Annotated in this window: 16 protein-coding genes; 7 read left to right on the top strand and 9 right to left on the bottom strand. The window is 72.8% G+C overall.

The window, feature by feature from the left end; translation table 11 throughout:
* Window positions 1–13: 13 nt before the first annotated feature.
* From ACIOWN_RS28420 to ACIOWN_RS28410, 3 genes are all read right to left on the bottom strand, one after another.
* A complete protein-coding gene (locus tag ACIOWN_RS28420; RefSeq protein ID WP_362346161.1) occupies window positions 14–1,306 on the bottom strand; it encodes a lipase in 1,293 nt (430 codons plus the stop codon).
* 204 nt (window positions 1,307–1,510) lie between these two features.
* A complete protein-coding gene (locus tag ACIOWN_RS28415) occupies window positions 1,511–1,651 on the bottom strand; it encodes a hypothetical protein (protein WP_362346159.1) in 141 nt (46 codons plus the stop codon).
* A gap of 117 nt (window positions 1,652–1,768) precedes the next feature.
* Complete coding sequence (locus ACIOWN_RS28410) at window positions 1,769–2,875, bottom strand: pyridoxal-phosphate dependent enzyme (RefSeq protein WP_362346157.1); 1,107 nt, start codon at window positions 2,873–2,875, stop codon at window positions 1,769–1,771.
* Between the two features lie 278 nt (window positions 2,876–3,153).
* Between ACIOWN_RS28410 and ACIOWN_RS28405 the strand changes: the two genes are divergently transcribed.
* The 5 genes from ACIOWN_RS28405 (at window position 3,154) to ACIOWN_RS28385 (ending at window position 8,399) form a co-directional block, all read left to right on the top strand.
* The gene (locus ACIOWN_RS28405) at window positions 3,154–3,906 is read left to right on the top strand and encodes a GntR family transcriptional regulator (RefSeq protein ID WP_100572008.1); all 753 of its coding nucleotides are present in this window, start codon (window positions 3,154–3,156) and stop codon (window positions 3,904–3,906) included.
* A gap of 415 nt (window positions 3,907–4,321) precedes the next feature.
* Window positions 4,322–4,507 (top strand): SPOR domain-containing protein, encoded by a 186-nt coding sequence (locus ACIOWN_RS28400; protein WP_326803938.1) that lies wholly within the window; start codon window positions 4,322–4,324, stop codon window positions 4,505–4,507.
* 42 nt (window positions 4,508–4,549) lie between these two features.
* Window positions 4,550–4,978, top strand: coding sequence for a (deoxy)nucleoside triphosphate pyrophosphohydrolase (locus ACIOWN_RS28395; RefSeq protein ID WP_362346154.1), 429 nt, complete (start codon window positions 4,550–4,552; stop codon window positions 4,976–4,978).
* Between the two features lie 153 nt (window positions 4,979–5,131).
* A complete protein-coding gene (locus tag ACIOWN_RS28390) occupies window positions 5,132–5,596 on the top strand; it encodes an ATP-binding protein (protein WP_401983684.1) in 465 nt (154 codons plus the stop codon).
* A 190-nt stretch (window positions 5,597–5,786) separates the two neighbouring features.
* The gene (locus tag ACIOWN_RS28385) at window positions 5,787–8,399 is read left to right on the top strand and encodes a SpoIIE family protein phosphatase (RefSeq protein ID WP_362346150.1); all 2,613 of its coding nucleotides are present in this window, start codon (window positions 5,787–5,789) and stop codon (window positions 8,397–8,399) included.
* An 18-nt stretch (window positions 8,400–8,417) separates the two neighbouring features.
* Here ACIOWN_RS28385 and ACIOWN_RS28380 read toward each other — a convergent pair whose 3' ends face one another.
* On the bottom strand, window positions 8,418–10,151 hold the full coding sequence (locus tag ACIOWN_RS28380) for a hypothetical protein (RefSeq protein ID WP_362346148.1): 1,734 nt from the start codon (window positions 10,149–10,151) through the stop codon (window positions 8,418–8,420).
* A 93-nt stretch (window positions 10,152–10,244) separates the two neighbouring features.
* Between ACIOWN_RS28380 and ACIOWN_RS28375 the strand changes: the two genes are divergently transcribed.
* Window positions 10,245–11,654: a hypothetical protein gene (locus tag ACIOWN_RS28375; RefSeq protein WP_362346146.1), complete on the top strand. Its 1,410-nt coding sequence runs from the start codon at window positions 10,245–10,247 to the stop codon at window positions 11,652–11,654.
* A gap of 32 nt (window positions 11,655–11,686) precedes the next feature.
* Here the strand turns inward: ACIOWN_RS28375 and ACIOWN_RS28370 are convergent, their stop codons facing one another.
* From ACIOWN_RS28370 to ACIOWN_RS28355, 4 genes are all read right to left on the bottom strand, one after another.
* Complete coding sequence (locus ACIOWN_RS28370) at window positions 11,687–12,457, bottom strand: succinate dehydrogenase/fumarate reductase iron-sulfur subunit (protein ID WP_362346144.1); 771 nt, start codon at window positions 12,455–12,457, stop codon at window positions 11,687–11,689.
* On the bottom strand, window positions 12,454–14,397 hold the full coding sequence (locus tag ACIOWN_RS28365) for a fumarate reductase/succinate dehydrogenase flavoprotein subunit (RefSeq protein WP_362346142.1): 1,944 nt from the start codon (window positions 14,395–14,397) through the stop codon (window positions 12,454–12,456). The genes ACIOWN_RS28370 and ACIOWN_RS28365 overlap by 4 nt, the downstream gene beginning before the upstream one ends.
* Window positions 14,398–14,431: 34 nt before the next feature.
* Window positions 14,432–15,268, bottom strand: a complete 837-nt coding sequence (locus ACIOWN_RS28360; protein WP_362346140.1) for a hypothetical protein — start codon at window positions 15,266–15,268, stop codon at window positions 14,432–14,434.
* Between the two features lie 81 nt (window positions 15,269–15,349).
* Complete coding sequence (locus ACIOWN_RS28355) at window positions 15,350–15,637, bottom strand: hypothetical protein (RefSeq protein ID WP_362346138.1); 288 nt, start codon at window positions 15,635–15,637, stop codon at window positions 15,350–15,352.
* Between the two features lie 329 nt (window positions 15,638–15,966).
* On the opposite strand from ACIOWN_RS28355, the gene ACIOWN_RS28350 reads away from it, so the two are divergent.
* Window positions 15,967–18,210: an ABC transporter family substrate-binding protein gene (locus ACIOWN_RS28350; RefSeq protein ID WP_401983683.1), complete on the top strand. Its 2,244-nt coding sequence runs from the start codon at window positions 15,967–15,969 to the stop codon at window positions 18,208–18,210.
* Between the two features lie 66 nt (window positions 18,211–18,276).
* Here the strand turns inward: ACIOWN_RS28350 and typA are convergent, their stop codons facing one another.
* A complete protein-coding gene (gene typA / locus ACIOWN_RS28345) occupies window positions 18,277–20,184 on the bottom strand; it encodes a translational GTPase TypA (protein WP_362346134.1) in 1,908 nt (635 codons plus the stop codon).
* Window positions 20,185–20,227 lie beyond the last annotated feature (43 nt).

Here is a 20,227-nt window from a genome sequence, read left to right as displayed (position 1 = left end):
GTCCTTTGATCCTTTACGAGAGCCAAGTGGCGATCCGGTCGGCGGCCGAGCCGTTCCAGCCCAGCTCCAGGTGGTTGGCCCCGGCGACGGTGGCGGTGCCGCCGACCGTGGGGATGCCCGTGGTGTCGAGCGCGCTGGCGGTGAAGACGACACCGTCGCTCGGCCCGCGGTTCTCGTTGAAGATGCCGACGACGGTGGGGGATCCGCCGGCCAGCAGGTAGGTGGTGACGGAGGCGGGTACGCCGGCGTCGTGCAGCGGCTTGATCAGCGAGCCGGCGTCGATGGCGGCCTGGATGCCGCTGCCGGCGGTGTAGAAGCCCTGGCCGCCGTAGTACGTCGTGTACCAGTCCTGCGCGGCGCCGTCGACTCCGTACCTGCCGTCCCAGCGGGCCAGCATCTGCCGCTGGCCCGGGTAGTTGTCGTAGCCGCCGGAGGGCGTCATCGAGAACTCGGGGTGCGCGGTGTACAGGCCGTAGCAGGTCATCCGCGAGTGCGGGGAGGGCGCGTTGACCGTGCCGCCGCACTCGGGCCAGATGGAGAAGTCGTGCGCCCAGCCGTGAGCGTACGGGTAGTCGTAGCCGCCGTTGGGGCCGCCCACGGTGATCAGCCTGCGCACGTCACCGGCGTACGCCCGCCCCCAGCTCGGCTTCAGCGACGACACGTACGCGCGGGTCGACATCTCGCCCTTGCTCCAGCCGACGAGGTCGACCTTGGTGACGCCGAGCTTCGCCTTGATGGCGGCGATGGCGTCGCCGACGATCTGCGCCTGCATCAGGTTGTCGCCCTGCTTGTGCGCGAAGCCGACGGCGAAGACGCGGTGGCCGCGTGCGGACAGGTACTGCATCAGCCCGGTGGACGGGCAGGACAGGGCGCCGCAGCCGTAGCCGCCCGCCTCGCCCGGGTTGGCCCAGGCGCGGTCCGCGGTGTCGTTGGCGCCGTGCACGAGCAGGACCGGTGTGGTGCGGCTGCCGGTGTTCCAGCCGGGGGCCGAGTAGAGCAGGAAGCGGCTGGAGGACGGGCGGGAGACCCCGCCGAAGTACGTGACCCGCTTTCCGTCCTGGTCGCCGCGGCCGTCGGCCGGGTAGCCCTCGGTGCGGAATCCCGGGGTGGTGTCGAGGTAGCGCTCCACGCGCTCCCAGCCGTTGGTGACGGTGCCGGCTCCGTAGCTCGCCTCGAGGGTGAGGTACGACGGCGGCGCTTCGGCGGCCGACGCGGTGCCGGCGCCGGCCACCGGTCCGGCCGCCACGGCCATCAGCAGGGCGAGCAGCATCCGCCACCGGCCCGCACGGCTTCGTCCGTTCGGCATGTTCCCGCCCTCTCCTTCGCGCATCCACGGCTCCGTCCCGCTGCGGCGGCCCACATTAGGCACGGGAGACATTAGGCACGGGAGACAGAGGGAGGGCATGTGTGCGAGACCCATAAGGAGGGCGGTCTGTATGGGGCTTCAACCCGCGGGTCGGGGGATGCGCGGTCTCCGGCCGGGTCGGGCCACCGGCTGGAGACCACGGACTCAGGCGGCCCGCGCCACCCGCCGCCGGCCACGCACCCGGTACCCGTACGCGGCCGGCACCACCGCCAGGCTGAGGAAGCTCAGCCCCACCTGCGGCCGGGTCTCCGGCATGACGACCATGACCGCGAGAACCCCGGCCATCCACGCGATGGTCACGTAGGACAGGTCCGGGAAGAGCCACAACTTCAGCCTGATCGGCTCGCCGCCCTCGCGCTCGATCGCAGCCCGGCCGGGGCTCCGGGGTGGGGCGGGTGGGTGTCAGGGGTGGGCCAGGCCCGACTTCAGGCCTGCGCCGCAGAGGGGGACCACCGCCGACTTTCCGGCGAGGGCGCCCCCGCGGATCGCCGCCCAGCAGGCCGCGCCCGTCGACTCGACGTACAGGCCGCGGGAGGCGAGGTCCAGTTGGGCGTGGCGGATGCCGTCCTCCGTCACGGTCAGGAACGTGCCGCCCGAGTCCCGTACCGCACGCAGGATCTGGCGGGCCCGGGGCGGACGCGGGATCGCGATGCCCTCGGCGTGGGTGGGGGCCACGGGGGTCGTGCCGGTGAGTTCCTCCGCGCCCTCCGCCCAGGCGTGGGCGAGCGGGGCGACCGCCGCCGCCTGCACCGCCCACAGCGCCGGGCGCCGGTCCAGCAGGCCGGCACCGAACAGCTCGGCGATCGCCAGCGCGGCGCCCAGCAGCAGCGTGCCGTTGCCCACCGGCAGGACCAGGACCTCCGGCAGGCGCCCGCCGAGGTCCTCCCACAGCTCGTGCACGTAGGTCTTGGTGCCGTGCAGGAAGTACGGGTTGTAGACGTGCGAGGCGTAGAAGGTGTCCGGCTCGTCCGCCGCGCGCTGCGCGGCCCCGCCCGCCGCCGCGCGGTTGCCGTCGACCAGTTCCACGCGGGCCCCGTGCGCCTCGATCTGCTCCAGCTTCTTCGCGGACGTGCCGAGCGGCACGTACACCGTGCACGGCAGCCGCGCGCGGGCGCAGTACGCGGCGATCGACGTACCCGCGTTGCCGCTGCTGTCGGCGACCACCCGGCGCGGGCCGGAGAGCAGCGCCAGCTCGGCCAGCAGCACCGCGCCCCGGTCCTTGAACGACAGCGTCGGCATCAGGAAGTCCAGCTTCGCCGAGACCTCGTCCGTCAGCGGCACGAGGGGGGTACGGCCCTCGCCGAGGGACAGCGTGGGCGCCGGCATCGGCAGCGTCTCCGCGTACCGCCACAGGGAGTTCACCCGCCCGGTGAGGGACTTCAGGGGCGCCGGAGTGGGGAAGAAGTCGAGGTCGAGCGGGCCGCGGCAGGTCGGGCAGCACCAGGCGAGGGAGTCGCCGGGGACGCGGACGCCGTCGGTGGGGCAGTAGCGGTCCGGCAGAGGTGTCATGGACGCAGGTTAAGGGGCGGCGTTCGCCGACGCCCCGTCATCTCTCCCGTACGGCACGTCCGTACGACACGTCCGTTTCTCGGCCCGGCCCCACGCGCCCATCGCCTCCGCTTTCCGTCCCGCGAAGGTGTGAGGGAGGCCGCTGGGGGCAGAAAGCGCCTGGGCATGCCTTCGCGCTCCGCAAGTCATCACTTCGAGTGATTCTCTGGCCCTCGCTTGCAAGTACAACCCGCGGTTGCCACGCTGTTGCCGTCTGTACAACTCGATGGGAGCGGCCAGTGACTTTCGGTGAGCAGCCGGCGTACCTGCGCGTCGCGGATGATCTCCGCAAGAAGATCGTCGACGGTCTGCTGCCCCCGCACACACGGCTTCCCTCACAGGCCAGGATCCGCGAGGAGTACGGCGTCTCGGACACGGTCGCGCTGGAGGCCCGCAAGGTGCTGATGGCCGAGGGGCTGGTCGAGGGCCGCTCCGGTTCGGGGACGTACGTGCGCGAGCGGCCCGTGCCGCGCCGGGTCGCCCGTTCCGGCTTCCGCCTGGCCGGCGGCGCCACGCCGTTCCGGCAGGAGCAGGCCGACGCCGAGGCGCGCGGCACCTGGGAGTCCGGCAGCACGCAGGCCGAGGCGAGCGGCGCCATCGCCGAACGGCTAGGCATCAAGCCCGGCGACCGCGTGATGCGCACCAAGTACGTGTTCCGGGACGCGGGCGAGGCGATGATGCTCTCCACCTCCTGGGAGCCGCTCGCGCTCACCGGCCGCACCCCGGTCATGCTCCCCGAGGAGGGCCCGCTCGGCGGCATGGGCGTGGTCGAACGCATGCGCGCCATCGACCTCATCGTCGACAACGTCACGGAGGAGGTCGGCGCCCGCCCCGGTCTCGCCGAGGAACTGCACGCCCTCGGCGGTGTCCCCGGCCATGTCGTGGTCGTGGTCCAGCGCACCTTCTACGCCTCCGGCCGCCCCGTCGAGACGGCGGACGTCGTGATCCCCGCCGACCGGTACCGGGTGGCGTACCACCTGCCGGTGAAGTAGGAGACGCGGCACAGGGGACGGGGGCAGGGGACCACCGCGGGGCGGAGGGTTGTGCGGAAACGGTGATTCCGCGGGGGTGGTGTGCGCCCCTTGGCGCCCGGACCGTCCGCCCGTCCGCCGCGCCGCCCCGCCCGGGCGCCGCATTCCGGCCGTTCTCGCAGGTCGCCATTGCGCCTGCCGCATGCCCACGAACGGATGTCCAGGGCACCTCGCACGGCGCGTTCGCCTCCGTGCGCCCCCGGGCGGCCGATTCCCGTACTGGCCGGTTGCCTACCTCTTTGTGAAAAGCCGTATTCGCTGCGTGAAGGTTGGGCGTAGGCTCAGGCATATGCGGAGTGCGGTTTCCTCAACGGGCGGGATGCGGCGGGGGCCGGGAGCCGGACGCACAGGGGCGGGAAGGAGCACTGGGGGCGCGATGAACGACGGCACGATCACCCTTCCCTGGCTCGTCGTCCGGCAGGACGACAACGGCAACCGGTACAGCGTGGGCAGGTACGCCACCCGCGCCGAGGCGCAGAAGATCGCGGAAAGCCTCGACGGTCCGGACACCCAGCTGTACTGGGTCGAACGGATCGGGCAGAGCGCCGGCGGCGACGGCTGACGACTTCGCCGTACGCCGGCCCGCTCCCGTAGGCTCCGGCGCATGAGCGAACGGATCGTGGTGGTCGGTGCCGCCCTGCTCGACGGCGGCCGCCTGCTCGCCGCGCGCCGCAGCGCGCCGCCCGAGCTGGCCGGCCGCTGGGAGCTGCCCGGCGGCAAGGTCGAGCCCGGTGAGCGCCCCGAGGCCGCCCTCGTGCGCGAGTTGCGCGAGGAACTCGGCGTCGAGACCGAGGCCGTCGAGCGCGTGCCGGGCAGCTGGCCGCTGCGGCCGCCGTACGAACTCCAGGTGTGGGCCGCGCGGCTGCGCCCCGGCTCCGCCGGCCCCAAGCCCCTCCAGGACCACGACGACCTGCGCTGGCTCACTCCGGCGGAGATCTGGAGCGTCCCCTGGCTCGACCAGGACGTGCCCGCCGTGCGGCAGACCCTCGCCCACCTCGGCGCCGGCCCGGCGGACGGTGCCCCGGAGGAGTGAGCGCCACCGTGTGCTCCGTTGCATTCCCGGAGCGTGCGAGACGTGGGACGCGCTCCGCGTACGCCGTTCGTGCCACACCACGCCGTCGTCTGCGCTACGGCCCCGCGGATCGCGGTACTCACGCCGGATACCGGGTATGCCTCCTTCAGTCCCATGAAACCGGACATGGGCAGGCTCGCGGGCCTGCGAAATGATCGGCGTGCCCGGGAAGTGAACGGCGTGATCGACACCGATGGCGACATCGCCGAGTGGACCTTTCCCGCGGACCCCGGCGCGGTGCGCTCGGCACGCGCCGCCGTCCGCGGCAAGCTGCGCAACTGGGACCTCGACGCGCTCGGCGACACCGCGGCCCTGCTGGTGAGCGAACTGGTCACCAACTCCCTGCGGTACGCGACCGGTCCCATCGGCGTTCGGCTGCGGCGCCCCGCGGACGTGCCCGAGGTGCTCCTGGTCGAGGTCTCCGACCCGCTGCCCGAGCCGCCCCACGAGCGCCCGGCCCGCGCGGACGACGAGTCGGGCCGCGGACTGCAACTGGTCGCCTCCGCCTCCCGCCGCTGGGGCACCCGGCCGGACGACACCGGCAAGACGGTCTGGTTCGAACTCGCCGTGCCGGGGTGAGCGGAGCGGGGTTCGACCCGGTCCTGCCTGGTTAGAAGACTGTTGGTGTTGTCGCAGGCCGGACCGGAAAGCATCGGGATGGTCCTGTGATCGTGAACACCGTGTCGTGCGGCGCCGTAGTGCTGGATACTGCGGGCAGCCGCCCCCGGTGACCGGTGCCGGGCGCGGTGAGCTGGAGGGGACGGTTCGCGTGAGCGAGATACCAGCGAAGGCCACGGAGTCCGAGGACCCGTCGGACGGCGCGAGGGCGGGATCCGCGGGCGGCGGTGCCGCCGACGGGGCGCCGTACGCCGACGCGATGTGGCAGAGCAGCCCGCCCGGCTCGATGTACGACTACATCAAGGTGGCCTCCTTCTCCATCGGCCCCGACGGACACGTCGACCAGTGGAGTCTGCGCGCCGAGCGCCTCTTCGGCATCTCCGCCGAACGCGCCGTCGGGATGGACCCCATCGAGGCGTTCGTCGACCCCGACCTGCGCGAGCACGGCCAGCGCAAGATGGCCGAGATCCTCGACGGGCGGGAGTGGACCGGCGTGGTCCCCTTCCGGATCCCGGACGACGAGGACGGCCGGCGCGGTGAGGAGGGACTCGCCGAGGTCTATGTGATGCCGACGACCACGGTGGAGGGCGACAGGGCCGCCGTGTGCACCGTCGTCGACGTCCGCACCCTGCGGCGGATCGAGACCGATCTCGCCGCCTCGCAGGCGATTTTCGGTCAATCCCCGTTCGGCTTCCTCCTGATCGACGCCGACCTCAAGGTCCGCCGCGCCAACGAGCGGTTCGCCTCCGTCTTCGGCGGCACGCCGGACGACCACCGGGGCAAGGGCGTGCGCGACTACCTGCCGCGCGGCGAGGCCGAGCGGGTCACCGCCACCCTGCGCCGGGTGCTGGAGGACGGCCAGTCCATCACGGACATGCACGTCTCCGGCTTCGTGCCGGGAACCGACGGGCGTCGCCACTGGTCCATCAACCTCTACCGCGTGCACAGCGGCAGCGGCCGGCCCATCGGCATCGCCTGGCTCGGGACCGACATCACCGGCCGCCGCGACGCCGCCCGCGAGGCCGCCGCCGCGCGCCGGAACCTCGCCCTCCTCAACGAGGCCGGCGCCCGCATCGGCAACTCCCTCGACCTGGAGACCACCGCGCGCGAACTCCTCGACGTCGTGGTCCCCGGCTTCTGCGACCTGGCGACCGTCGACCTCTACCAGGGCCTGCTGGCCGGCGACGAGACCCCGCCCGGACTCGCCGACGGCAGCGCCGGACTGCGCCGCGTCGCCTTCGCCAGCGCGGTCTCCGGCGCGCCGTTCGGCGGCACCGTCGCACACGTCGAGCTCGGCGCCGTCCACCACTATCCGTTCAACTCGCCCCGCGCGGACGCCCTGCGCACCGCCCGCCCGACGACCGTGCCCGGCGAGGACGGCGGCCTCGTGCAGACCACGCTGGCCGTGCCGATGGTCGCCCACGACACGGTGGTCGGACTCGCGCAGTTCGCCCGCACCAAGGGCAGCGAGCCGTTCGGCCAGCGCGACCGCGAACTCGCCGTCGAACTCGCCGCGCGCGCCGCCGTCTGCATCGACAACGCCCGCCTGTACCGGCGCGAGCACGAACGCGCGCTGATACTGCAGCGGTCCCTGCTGCCGCCCGGCGACCCGGAGGCCTCCGGCCTCGACATCGCCTGCCGCTACCTGCCCGGCAGTGCCGCCACCGGCCGGCCGAGCGAGGTCGGCGGCGACTGGTTCGACGTCATCGAACTGCCCGGCCACCGCACGGCGTTGGTCGTCGGCGACGTCATGGGCCGCGGTCTGCGCGCCGCCGTCGCCATGGGCGAACTGCGCACAGCCGTCCGCACGCTCGCCCTTCTCGACCTGGAACCGGCGGAGGTGCTGGCCCAGTTGGACGAGATCGCCCGCGGGCTAGGCGCGCCCGGCGGTGTCCAGCAGGCCACCCGGGCCGCCCGCCGCCCCCGCGAGGCCGACCTCTCCGAGGTGTACCTGGCGACGTGCATCTACGCCGTCTACGACGCGGTCACCCGACGGTGCACCTTCGCCAACGCCGGCCACCTGCCCCCGGTGCTCGTCGAACCCGGCGAGTCCGCGCTGATGCTGGACGTGCCGCCCGGCATGCCGCTCGGCGTGGGCGGCGAGCCCTTCGAGGAGGTGGAGGTCGAACTCCCCGAGGGCGCCCTGCTGGCGCTCTACACGGACGGCCTGGTCGAATCGCGCGACCACCCCCTGGACGAGGGCCTCCAGGCCTTCGTCGGAGCCCTCACGGACCCCTCCCGCCCCCTGGAGGACGTCTGCGACCACATCCTCAACACGCTGGGCTCCCACCACGGCGAGGACGACATCGCGCTGCTGATGGCCCGCGTCCAGGGCCTGCCCGCCGAGTCCGTCGGCGACTGGGCCCTGCCACGCGAACCCCGCAGCGTCGGGCGGGCCCGTGAGTACGCCCGCGCCCAGCTGACCGCCTGGGACCTCGAACCGCTGATCGACACCACCGAACTCCTCGTCAGCGAACTGGTCACCAACGCGCTGCGCTACGGCGAGGGCGAGATCAGGCTCCGCCTGCTGCTGGACCGCACCCTGGTCTGCGAGGTGTGGGACTCCGGCCTCGTCCAGCCGCGCCGCCGCCGCGCCCGCGACACCGACGAGGGCGGCCGCGGCCTCCAGCTCGTCGGCCTGCTCAGCGCCGCCTGGGGCTCGCGCCGCACCCCCCGCGGCAAGACGGTCTGGTTCGAACTCCCGCTGCCCGACGGGGAGAACGTCCTGACCGACCCGGCGGAGGCACTGCTGAGCCTGTTCTGACCGCCCGCCCGGCCAGGCCTACGCCGGTTTCGGGCGGCGGCGCGCCCGGGTGCCCGGGCCGCCGTAGCAGGCGGGCGGACCGCCGTCGGGGTCCTCGCCCAGGAGGATGCCGCCGAGCACCGCCGCGGTGGCGCCGGCGGACGGGTCGCCGGCGATGCTCGGGTTGCCGTGCAGGCGCACGTCCTGTTCGGCGAGTTCGCGGGCCTGGCGGGCCAAGGCGTCGGCGGTCCGCGGGTCGGCCGGCAGGAGGCGCCAGGCCTCCGCCAGCCGGATGCGGGCCGTGGCGCCGACCACGCCCCGGTGCGTGCCGACGAAGTCGTCGGCGGCGGCGAGGGCGCTGCGCGCGACGAGTTCCTCGGCGGCCGACAGGACACCGGAGCGCCGGGTGCCGACCGGCGCGGTCGCCCGTACGATCCGCCGCAGCGCGTCCAGCGGGTCGTACGGCCCCGCGGCCGGCTGGGCGCGAACGCGTACGTGGGCCAGCTCCAGGTCGGCGTGCGTGACGCGGGCGCGCAGCTCACCGGCGGCGGCGTCGACGGGGACGGCGACCGAGGACGCGCCGGGCACGGGGGCGGGCGCCGCGCCGGAGGCGCCGGGCGTGTCCGCGCCCGCGCCGGGCGAGGGCCGCGACGCCGCTCCGGGGCCCGGGGTGCCGGGGGAACCGGCGGTCAGCTGTGCGGTGGCGGACTCGGCCGCGCGCCGGATCGCCTCCACGTCCGCCTCCGCGCCGCTGAGCGCCGCCGGTACGAGGCGCCCGGCGGTCGACAGCTCCTCGGCCAGCCGTTCGACGCCGTGCACGAACACCCCGATCTGGGCGACCGCGCCCTCGGCCACGCGCAGGTGACGGGCGGCCGCCGCGGCGTCTCCCGCGTCCGCCGACTGGTGCGCCCGGTTCAGCCGGGAGGTGGCCAGCAGCAGCCGGTCCTTGGCCAGCTCCACGTGTCCCGTGACGGGTGCGACGGCCGCCGGCCCGTACCGTTCGCGCAGTCCGGCGACGGTCGAAGCGGCGGCTCCCGTGCGCCCCGCCAGCTCACGGAACCGTGCCTCCGCGACCTCCAGCGCCTCGCGCGACCCCCGGTCCAGGCCACGCAGTTCGTCGAACGGGGCGGCCTCCGCGTCCAGCAGCCGTCCCGCCTCCTCGCAGCGTCCGACCACGCCGGCCAGCGCCTGCGTCCGGGCCGCCGCGTCCTCGGGGACACCGTGGTCGTAGCGCTCCCGCATCCGGCAGGCGGCGGCGAGCTCGGCGTCCGCCTCCCGCACCGCCCGCGCGAACGGCTCGACGGCCGCCGCGCCGAACCGCGCCTCGGCGAAGCCGAGTTCCTCCCGGCTGGTGCGCACCCAGTCGTCCGCGAGGGCGATCAACTCCGTTGAATGCCGGTCGAGTTCGCCGGACGGCGGCGGTGACCGCCACGGCACGGACGGCGGGGCGGGGCCGCCGCCCGGGGTCGTACGGGTCCTGGCCCGCCGGGTCCGCCGGACGTACGCGTACCCGGCGAGCACACCCGCCGTGCCCACCGCCACGAGCGGCAGGGCGAGATAGCCCGGCGACGTCTCGTCGTGCCGAGGTGCGGCGGTGGCGGTCACCGGACGGGTCTCGGGGAGCGCAACCGCGGTGCCGCTGTTGATCGTCATCCCCGGAAGCAGCAGCCACACGATGCCCGCCGCGCCGGCCAGCACGATGTGCGCCACCCGCCCCGACAGCCGGCGGGCCGCGCACCGCGGCCGGGCCGCCCGGAACACCGATGCCGTCACATTCGGGAGCGTATGACCCCCCGAGCGGGCACGCGACCGGGCCGCGGCACTGGTGGGGCAGACGGGACACGGCAACACGGGAGGGGCCCCGACATGAAGAACACCACCGGCGAGCAGGAGAGCGCCGAACCGAGGCCCACGCCCGGCGGGGGGCCCGCGTCCGACCCGGAGAACGCCGCCGGCCGGGAGAACGCCGCCGGCCGGGAGACTGCCGCCGCGGCGGACGCGTCCGGTGCGGCGGGCGGGCCCATCGGTGGAGCCGATGGCACCGGCGCGGAGAACCTGACCGTCACGGGCGGCGAAGCCGACGGTACGCGCGGCACCGCCGGCGCGGAGGGCGGGACGGGCGGGGAGGACGTCACCGCCGCGGCGAACGCGCCCGGTGCGGGCGACGTGGCCGTCCCGCAAGAGCCCACCGGTGCCCAACGCGAACCCGGCACCGCGCCCGCCGACCCCGGCCAGGGCCGAGCGGGTCCGGTCCGGCGCTCGCGGCGTGGTCTTCGCTGGGTTCGGAGGGTCGCCCTCGCGCTGGTGCTGCTGCTGGTGCTGCCGTTGGCCGGGGCCGAGGCCGCCCTTCGCGTGAACTACATGGGTGACCTCGCCGACGGGACGTACACCAGGGGGCAGGACGCGATCTGGCTCGGGCATGCCTGGGTGGACGGGCGGAAGAAGGACGCCGATGTCGCCGCCCTCGCCCGCCGGCTGCGCGGAACCGGTATCCGTGACCTGTATGTGCACGCGGGTCCGCTCGAACACGACGGCACCCTGCCGGAGTCGGCGTACTCCAGGGCCGGTTGGCTGATACCCGCCGTGCACCGCGCGCTGCCCGGCGTCCGTGTGCAGGCCTGGCTCGGGGACGAGCTGGCCACCGAGAGCCCGGACGGGATGCGGCTGGAGCGGGCCGCGACGCGCGCGGCCGTGGTCACCTCCACCCGCGAGATCCTGGCGGCCGGTTTCGACGGAGCGCACTTCGACCTGGAGCCGCTGCACTCGGGCGACCGCGACTACCTCGGCCTGCTCGACGACCTGCGCGCCGTCACCCGCGCCCACAACGTCCCCCTGTCCGTCGCCGCCCACCAGATCGACCCGCTGCCGGCCTTCCACAGCCTGTGGGGCACGCTCACCAACCACCCCAAGTGGTGGTCGCAGGCGTACTTCGCCCAGGTCGCCCGCCGCGTCGACCAGATCGCCGTGATGTCGTACGACACCATGCAGCCGCTGCCGAGCCTGTACGGCGGCTACGTCGCCCAGCAGACCTCCCTCGCCCTGGAGGTCACCCCGCCCACGACCGACCTGCTGATGGGCCTGCCGTTCTTCCACGACAACCGCTTCGGTCACCGCGCCTCCGCCGAAACCGTCCCCGCCGCCGTCCGCGGTGTCCGCCTCGGCCTCTCCCGCACGGACGCCGGCCGCGAGCGCTTCGGCGTCGCGCTGTACGTCGACTTCGCCGCCACGGAGGACGACTGGACGGCGTACCGGGAAGGCTGGGCCCGCCGGTCATGATCACGGCGTCGGTCCAGGCCCCGGTACAGGACCTACGACGACCGCCGCCCGATCTTCGACCCCAGCCACACCAGCGGGTCGTACTTGCGGTCGACGGCCCGTTCCTTCAAGGGGATCAGCGCGTTGTCGGTGATCCTGATGCCCTCGGGGCAGACCTCCGTGCAGCACTTGGTGATGTTGCAGTAGCCGAGGCCGTGCTCGTCCTGCGCCGCCCGCTTGCGGTCCAGGCCCGTGTCCGCGGCGGCGTCCAGCGGGTGCATGTCGAGTTCGGCGACGCGCATCAGGAAACGCGGGCCCGCGTACGCCCGCTTGTTGTCCTCGTGGTCGCGCACGACATGGCACACGTCCTGGCACAGGAAGCACTCGATGCACTTGCGGAACTCCTGCGACCGGTCCACGTCCTCCTGGAACATGCGGTACTCGCCCGGACCGAGACCGGCCGGCGGGACGAACGCCGGAACCTCGCGCGCCTTGGCGTAGTTGTAGCCGACGTCCGTCACCAGGTCGCGCACGACCGGGAAGGCGCGCAGCGGGGAGACGGTGATCGTCTCCTCGGGCTCGAAGACCGACATACGGGTCATGCACATCAGCCGGGGCCGCCCGTTGATCTCCGCGGAGCACGAACCGCACTTGCCCGCCTTGCAGTTCCAGCGCACGGCGAGGTCCGGCGCCTGGGTGGCCTGGATCCGGTGGATGAGGTCCAGGACCACCTCGCCCTCGTTGGCCTCGACCGTGAAGTCCTCCAGGCCCCCGCCCCCCGCGTCGCCCCGCCACACCTTGAAGCGGGCCTCGTAGCTGCTCATTCGTACAGCTCCTCTTCGGCGAGGTACTTGACCAGCTCCTCCTTCTCGAAAAGGGCGAGCAGGTCGGAGCGGATGGGTTCGGTGGTCTCCCGGGAGAGCGTGATCTGGCCGCGCACGGGGTCCGTCGCCGCCAGCCCGCCCGTCGGGTCGGTCAGCCGGCACAGCAGGTTGATCCGGCGCCAGTCGCGATCCATCGCGGGGCAGTCCTCGCGGGTGTGCCCGCCGCGGGACTCCGTGCGCTCCAGCGCGGCCCGCGCCACGCACTCGCTGACCAGCAGCATGTTCCGCAGGTCGAGCGCGAGGTGCCAGCCGGGGTTGAACTGCCGGTGCCCCTCGACCCCGGCCCGCCGCGCCCGTACCCGCAGCTCGGCGAGCTTCTTCAGGGCCTGCTCCATCTCGCCCTCGCGGCGGATGATGCCGACCAGGTCGTTCATGGTCTGCTGGAGTTCCTGGTGCAGGGTGTACGGGTTCTCCGGCGGCCCGCCCGCGGGCTCTCCGCCCTGCTCGCCCTCCGCCGAGAACGGCCGCAGCGCCTCCGCGGCCGCCGCGTCGACCTGGGCGTCGTCCACGCGCGGGCGTCCGGGCGCGGCCCCCGTCGCGTACTCGGCCGCGTGCCACCCGGCCCGGCGCCCGAACACCAGCAGGTCGGACAGCGAGTTGCCGCCGAGCCGGTTGGAGCCGTGCATGCCGCCCGCGACCTCCCCGGCCGCGAACAGTCCCGGCACCCCGCGGGCCGCCGCCGTGTCGGAGTCGACCGCGACACCGCCCATCACGTAGTGGCAGGTCGGCCCGACCTCCATCGGCTCCGCCGTGATGTCGACGTCGGCCAGCTCCTTGAACTGGTGGTACATCGAGGGCAGCCGGCGCCGCACGACCTCGGCCGGCATCCGCGTCGACACGTCCAGGAACACCCCGCCGTGCGGTGAGCCGCGGCCCGCCTTGACCTCGGAGTTGATCGCGCGGGCGACCTCGTCACGGGGCAGCAGTTCCGGCGGGCGCCGGTTGTTGTCCGGGTCCTCGTACCAGCGGTCCGCCTCGTCCTCCGACTCGGCGTACTTCTCCTTGAAGACGTCGGGGATGTAGTCGAACATGAACCGCTTGTCCTCGGAGTTGCGCAGCACCCCGCCGTCGCCGCGGACCGACTCGGTGACGAGGATGCCCTTCACCGACGGCGGCCAGACCATACCCGTCGGATGGAACTGCACGAACTCCATGTTCAGCAGCGGTGCCCCGGCGAGCAGCGCGAGCGCGTGCCCGTCGCCGGTGTACTCCCACGAGTTCGACGTCACCTTGAACGACTTGCCGATGCCGCCGGTCGCGACGACGACCGCGGGCGCCTCCAGCACGAAGAAGCGGCCGGACTCGCGCTCGTAGCCGAAGACCCCCGAGACGCCGTTGCCGTCCTTGAGGACCCTGGTCACCGTGCACTCCTGGAAGACCTTCAGACGGGACTCGTAGTCCCCGGTCTCCCTCTTGTCCTCCTGCTGCAACGAGACGATCTTCTGCTGGAGCGTGCGGATGAGCTCCAGGCCGGTGCGGTCGCCGACGTGGGCCAGGCGCGGGTACTCGTGCCCGCCGAAGTTGCGCTGCGAGATCCGGCCGTCCTTCGTACGGTCGAACAGCGCGCCCCAGGTCTCCAGCTCCCACACCCGCTGCGGGGCCTCCTGCGCGTGCAGCTCGGCCATCCGCCACTGGTTGAGGAACTTCCCGCCGCGCATCGTGTCGCGGAAGTGGACCTGCCAGGTGTCGTGCTCGTTGGCGTTGGCCATGGCCGCCGCGATGCCGCCCTCGGCCATCACGGTGTGCGCCTTGCCGAACAGCGACTTGCAGATCACCGCGGTGCGCGCCCCGCGCTCGCGGGCCTCGATCGCGGCCCGCAGCCCTGCGCCGCCCGCGCCGACCACGACGACGTCCCATTCCTGCCGGTCCACCACGGACATCACAAGGCCCCAGTCTGCGTACTCATCGGACTCATCAGAAGAACCGCGGATCGTCGAAGGCGCCGGAGGCGACCAGGTACACGTAGAAGTCGGCGAGCGCCACGCTGAACAGCGAGGCCCAGGCGAGCTGCATGTGGCGGGCGTTCAGCCGGCTCACGAACTGCCAGAGGCGGTAGCGCACCGGATGCTTCGAGAAGTGCCTGATCTTGCCGCCCACGATGTGCCGGCAGGAGTGGCAGGAGACCGTGTACGCCCAGATCAGCGCGATGTTGGCCAGGAAGACGACGGTGCCGAGCCCCATGTGTCCCCAGCGGTAGTGCTGGTCGCGGAAGGCCAGCACGGTGTCGTAGGTCAGCACGCCGGCCACCAGGATCGCCGCGTAGAAGAAGTACCGGTGGATGTTCTGCAGGATCAGCGGGAAGCGGGTCTCGCCGGTGTACGTGCGGTGCGGCTCGGCGACCGCGCAGGCCGGCGGGGACGCCCAGAAGCCCCGGTAGTAGGCCTTGCGGTAGTAGTAGCAGGTCAGCCGGAAGCCCAGCGGGAAGATCAGGATGATGATCGCCGGGGAGATCGCCCACCAGCCGCCGAACAGGTCGGCGTTGGGGCCCGCGTGCATGGTCCGGCAGTTCTGCGCCAGGCACGGCGAGTAGAACGGCGAGACGTACGGCGCCGCGTAGTAGTGCGCGTTGGCGAAGGCCCGCCAGGTCGAGTACACGACGAACGCGAGCAGTCCGGCCGCGGTGGCGGCGGGCGCCAGCCACCAGCGGTCGGTCCGCAGATGCCGGGCGGCGATCTTCGCCCGTCCGGGGGAGCGGACACCGCCGCCGAGCGTATGGGGTTGTGTGCCGGGGGGTTCGGTACCTGTGGCCAATGGGGGACGCACCTTCCTGTCAGGCTCGTCTCCGGGGCACGGGAGCCGGTGTCGAGCCCCTTCGGGTCACTCACGGTCGGTTCAGGGGGCGTGGCGGTCGCGGGCGCCGAGTCCCTCGTCGTCCGAGTCCGTCCACAGGGAGATGTCGTAGGGCGCGTCGGAGATGGTGACGAGCGCGGGCTGCTGCGGTGCGGCCCGGTCCTCGGAGGCCTCGCGCAGCAGGGCGACACTCTCCCGCAGGTGGTCGGCGTCGGTGCGCACGCGGCGTATCTCCAGCCCGCCTGTGAGCTGGTGCTCCAGTCGGCCCACCGACCGCAGCAGATCGTCGAGAGCGCGCTGGACCGACGTCAGGTCGTCGTGCACGGACATGACGTGACCTCACTTCCACGGGCCGAAAGACCCTAGGCGGCGACGTTCATGCGCCTGCGAGTGTTGCGCGTCACACCTGTCGGTGGGAAGGGATGTGCACCGATTGGCGGATTGCACACCCCACGCGCGCGCCCGCACGCGCTCCGGGGGCGCCGGAGGCTCCTGCGCCGAACGGGTGACCTTGCGCGCCCGCTCCGTCGTGTCGCCTCCGGCTGACGAACCCTTTCCTCTTCAGTGGGCCGTAGATCTGATGAACACCAAAATACCGCCAAATGCGATCAAACCCTACCCGTGCCACCGGCGGGAGCGGCTCCACGGAGGTAGCACAGATGTCCCACGACGGTGTCGGTCCGCGCGCGGTCCTGCGCTCGGTCGCCTTCCTGACCGCGGGCGCCTTGGCGGTGCCCCTGCTCGCCGGCTGCAGCTCGGACGACGAGGACAGCAAGCCGCTGGCCGCCCAGGACATCGCGCCCGCCGCCCGCAACCAGATCACCGACGGAGGCAGACTGCGCTGGGCCGTGGACGCGATGCCGCAGACGCTGAACACCTTCCAGGCGGACGCCGACGCCGGAACCACCCGCATCGCCCAGGCGGTGCTGCCCGCCATGTTCCGGCTCGACGCGAACGGCCGTCCCCAGCGCGACGCCGACTACCTGGAGTCCGCCCGGGTGGTCGAGACCGAGCCCAAGCAGGTCGTCGTCTACCGGCTCAACCAGCAGGCCGTCTGGAGCGACGGCCGCGAGATCGGCGCCGCCGACTTCGCCGCCCAGTGGCGCGCCCTGTCCGGCAAGGACTCGGCGTACTGGACCGCCCGCAACGCCGGGTACGACCGCATCGAGAAGATCGAGCGCGGCGCCGGCGACCTGGAGGTCCGCGTGACCTTCGCCCGCCCCTACGCCGACTGGCAGTCGCTGTTCTCGCCGCTGTACCCCAAGGACGTCATGGGCACCGCGAACGCCTTCAACGACGGCGCCCGCAGAAAGCTCGCGGTCAGCGCCGGACCGTTCGCCGTGCGGAAGATCGACACCAAGTCCAAGGACATCGTCCTCGGGCGCAACCCGCGCTGGTGGGGCCACCCGGCCAAGCTGTCCGAGATCGTGCTGCACGAGGTGCCGGGCGACAAGCGGGCCGCCGCCCTCGCCGAGGGTTCCGTGGACGTGGCCGACATCGAACCCGGCGACGTCCAGCGGATCACGGCCGCCGTCCAGGGCGGCAGCCCCTTCCGGGGGCCGGCCGACGGCCGCACCGCTGCCAAGGCGCTGCGCTCCTGGTCGGTGCTGCACGGCTCCGACGACAAGGCCGCCGGCCGCGAGCGCCGCGCCCTGGCGGCGGAGCGCACGTCGCTCACCGCCTATCTGCGGCAGCAGGAGTCACTGCGCGACTTCCAGGTGCGCAAGTCGCTGGAGCCCGCGTACACCCAGCTCGCCCTCAACGGCTCCGAGGGCCCCCTGGCCGACGAGCGGGTCCGCCAGGCGGTGGCGCACGCGCTGGACCGCAAGGAACTCGCCGAGATCGTCCTGAAGCCGCTCGGCCTGCCCGCGGTACCGGTCGGCAGCCACCTCGCGCTGTCCGGCCAGAACGCCTACGCCGACAGCAGCGACGCCCTCGGCGGCGAGGACGCCGCCCAGGCGCGGGACCTGCTCGCGGACGCCGGCTGGGTGCCCGGTCCGGTCAAGGAGCAGAAGGACGCCAAGAAGGCCAAGACGGCCGAAAAGGGGGACAAGGCGGCCGGCGGCGAGGGCCACGGCTCGCAGAACTCCGCCGGCGACGGGACATACGTCGTCGGCCGGAACGACGACGTGGAGGACGGCAAGGGACCCGGCCGGAGCGAGCAGGACCGGGACCACAAGGACCAGGAGCAGAGCGGGCCGGCCGACAGCGGCGCCAAGCAGCTCGCCCAGGACGGCAGGCAGTACACCCACGACCACCTCAGGCAGGGCGGCGCGCCCGGTGCCTACGCCCCCAAGGGCACCGCCGCTCCGGGACCCGCCGCCGCGGGGCCGCTGGCCAAGGACGGCAAGCCGCTCACGCTGCGCTTCGTGGTTCCCTCGGGCCCCGGCTCGGACACGCTGCGCAAGGTGGCCGACCGGGTGACGGCCATGCTCAAGAACGTCGGCATCGGCACGGAGATCACCAAGGTCCCGGACGAGAGCTACTTCCGGGACCACATCGCCTCCGGCCAGTTCGACCTCGCGCTGTACTCCTGGCCCGCCTCCGCGTGGCCGGCCACCGACGCCCGGCCCATCTACGCCAAGCCGGTGCCGGCCGCCGACGGCTCCCTGAACGTCCAGCAGAACTACAGCCGCGTCGGCACCGACCAGGTCGACCAGCTCTTCGACCAGGCCCTCACCACCCTGGACGAGGGCGAGCAGGCGGGCCTGCTGCGCAAGGCCGACGCCCGCATCTGGGCGGCGGCCGGGTCGATCCCCCTCTATCAGCGCCCCCAGCTCACGGCCGTCCGCAGGAACCTCGCGAACGTCGGGGCCTTCGGCTTCCAGACCCCCGTCTACGAGGACATGGGCTTCCTGAAGAAGGGCGCGCAGCCGTCGGGCGGCGCCTCACCAAAGGGCTGACAGGCCCGGACACGCCGGCAGGCGCCGCTCCGGAGAGCGGCGCCTGCCGATTGGTGTGCGCGAGGGTCAGGAGTGCTTGGCGCGGCTCGCGGCGCGGGCGCGGTCGCGCTGGTCGAGGACGACCTTGCGGATGCGGACCGCTTCCGGGGTCACCTCGACGCACTCGTCGTCGCGGCAGAACTCCAGCGACTGCTCCAGGGAGAGCTTGCGCGGCGGGACGATCGCCTCGAACGAGTCGGCCGACGACGACCGCATGTTCGTGAGCTTCTTCTCCTTGGTGATGTTGACGTCCATGTCGTCGGAGCGGGAGTTCTCACCGACGATCATGCCCTCGTACACCTCGGTGCCCGGGTCCGTGAACAGCACGCCGCGCTCCTGGAGGTTGGTCATCGCGAACGCGGTGACGGCGCCGGAGCGGTCGGCGACCAGGGAGCCGTTGTTACGGGTCTGCAGCGGGCCGAACCAGGGCTCGAAGCCCTCGTGGATGGAGTGGCCGATGCCCGTGCCGCGGGTCTGGGTCAGGAACTCGGTGCGGAAGCCGATCAGGCCGCGGGAGGGCACGACGAACTCCATGCGGACCCAGCCGGAGCCGTGGTTGGACATGTTGTCCATCCGGCCCTTGCGCACGCCCATGAGCTGGGTGACGGCACCCATGTGCTCCTCGGGCACGTCGATCGTCATGCGCTCGACCGGCTCGTAGGTCTTGCCGTCGACCTCCTTGGTGACCACCTGCGGCTTGCCGATGGTCAGCTCGAAGCCCTCGCGGCGCATCTGCTCGACCAGGATGGCCAGCGCCAGCTCGCCGCGGCCCTGCACCTCCCAGGCGTCCGGGCGCTCGGTGTCCAGGACGCGCAGCGAGACGTTACCGATCAGCTCGCGGTCCAGACGGTCCTTGACCTGGCGGGCGGTGACCTTGCGGTCCTTGACGGCCGCCTTCGCGTCGGCGCCCTTGCCGGTGCCGCCGCGGCCGACCAGCGGGGAGGTGTTGGTGCCGATGGTCATCGAGATCGCGGGCTCGTCGACCGTGATCAGCGGCAGCGCGATCGGGTTCTCGGTGTCCGCGAGGGTCTCGCCGATCATGATGTCCGGGATACCGGCGACGGCGCAGATGTCACCGGGGCCGGCCTTCTCGGCGGGCTTGCGGGTGAGCGCCTCGGTCATCATCAGCTCGGAGATCCGCACGTTCTGCACGGAGCCGTCGCGCTTGATCCACGCGACCGTCTGGCCCTTGCGCAGCTCGCCCTGCTCCACGCGCAGCAGCGCGATACGGCCGAGGAAGTTGTCCGCGTCCAGGTTGGTCACGTGTGCCTGGAGCGGGGCGGCCTCGTCGTAGGTGGGGGCCGGGATGTGCTGGAGGATCGTGGAGAAGAACGGCTCCAGGCTGGTGGAGTCGGCGGGGACCGTGCCGTCCTCGGGCTTGGTCAGCGAGGCGATGCCGTCCCGGCCGCAGGCGTAGACGATCGGGAACTCGATCTGGTCCTCGTCGGCGTCCAGGTCCAGGAACAGGTCGTAGGCCTCGTTGACGACCTCGTCGATCCGGGCGTCGGGCCGGTCCGTCTTGTTGATGCAGAGGATGACGGGCAGCCGGGCCTGAAGGGCCTTGCGCAGCACGAAGCGGGTCTGCGGCAGCGGGCCCTCGGAGGCGTCGACGAGCAGGACGACGCCGTCGACCATCGACAGGCCGCGCTCGACCTCGCCGCCGAAGTCGGCGTGGCCGGGGGTGTCGATGATGTTGATCGTGATGGGCTCCCCGCCGTCCTTGGGGTGGTACTTCACCGCCGTGTTCTTGGCGAGGATCGTGATGCCCTTCTCACGTTCCAGGTCGTTCGAGTCCATCATGCGCTCGTCGACCTGGTCGAGCTGGTGCGCGGCGAAGGCGCCGGCCTGCTTCAGCATGCCGTCGACGATGGTGGTCTTGCCGTGGTCGACGTGGGCGACGATGGCGACGTTGCGGATGTCGTGGCGCGTGGCCATAGTGAGGCGTACTCCCGAAGTGTGCGGACGACCTGCGCGTACG

It is taken from the genome of Streptomyces sp. NPDC087787 (assembly GCF_044743035.1).
GTDB lineage: Bacteria > Actinomycetota > Actinomycetes > Streptomycetales > Streptomycetaceae > Streptomyces.
This window is presented reverse-complemented; position numbering and strand designations above follow the sequence as displayed.

Bases quoted from the DNA above. Each gene is read 5' to 3' on its own strand.
- ACIOWN_RS28420 (WP_362346161.1), bottom strand. From the start codon at position 1,306: ATGCCGAACGGACGAAGCCGTGCGGGCCGGTGGCGGATGCTGCTCGCC.
- ACIOWN_RS28415 (WP_362346159.1), bottom strand. From the start codon at position 1,651: ATGGCCGGGGTTCTCGCGGTCATGGTCGTCATGCCGGAGACCCGGCCG.
- ACIOWN_RS28410 (WP_362346157.1), bottom strand. From the start codon at position 2,875: ATGACACCTCTGCCGGACCGCTACTGCCCCACCGACGGCGTCCGCGTC.
- ACIOWN_RS28400 (WP_326803938.1), top strand. From the start codon at position 4,322: ATGAACGACGGCACGATCACCCTTCCCTGGCTCGTCGTCCGGCAGGAC.
- ACIOWN_RS28395 (WP_362346154.1), top strand. From the start codon at position 4,550: ATGAGCGAACGGATCGTGGTGGTCGGTGCCGCCCTGCTCGACGGCGGC.
- ACIOWN_RS28390 (WP_401983684.1), top strand. From the start codon at position 5,132: ATGAAACCGGACATGGGCAGGCTCGCGGGCCTGCGAAATGATCGGCGT.
- ACIOWN_RS28375 (WP_362346146.1), top strand. From the start codon at position 10,245: ATGAAGAACACCACCGGCGAGCAGGAGAGCGCCGAACCGAGGCCCACG.
- ACIOWN_RS28370 (WP_362346144.1), bottom strand. From the start codon at position 12,457: ATGAGCAGCTACGAGGCCCGCTTCAAGGTGTGGCGGGGCGACGCGGGG.
- ACIOWN_RS28365 (WP_362346142.1), bottom strand. From the start codon at position 14,397: ATGTCCGTGGTGGACCGGCAGGAATGGGACGTCGTCGTGGTCGGCGCG.
- ACIOWN_RS28355 (WP_362346138.1), bottom strand. From the start codon at position 15,637: ATGTCCGTGCACGACGACCTGACGTCGGTCCAGCGCGCTCTCGACGAT.
- ACIOWN_RS28350 (WP_401983683.1), top strand. From the start codon at position 15,967: ATGTCCCACGACGGTGTCGGTCCGCGCGCGGTCCTGCGCTCGGTCGCC.
- typA (WP_362346134.1), bottom strand. From the start codon at position 20,184: ATGGCCACGCGCCACGACATCCGCAACGTCGCCATCGTCGCCCACGTC.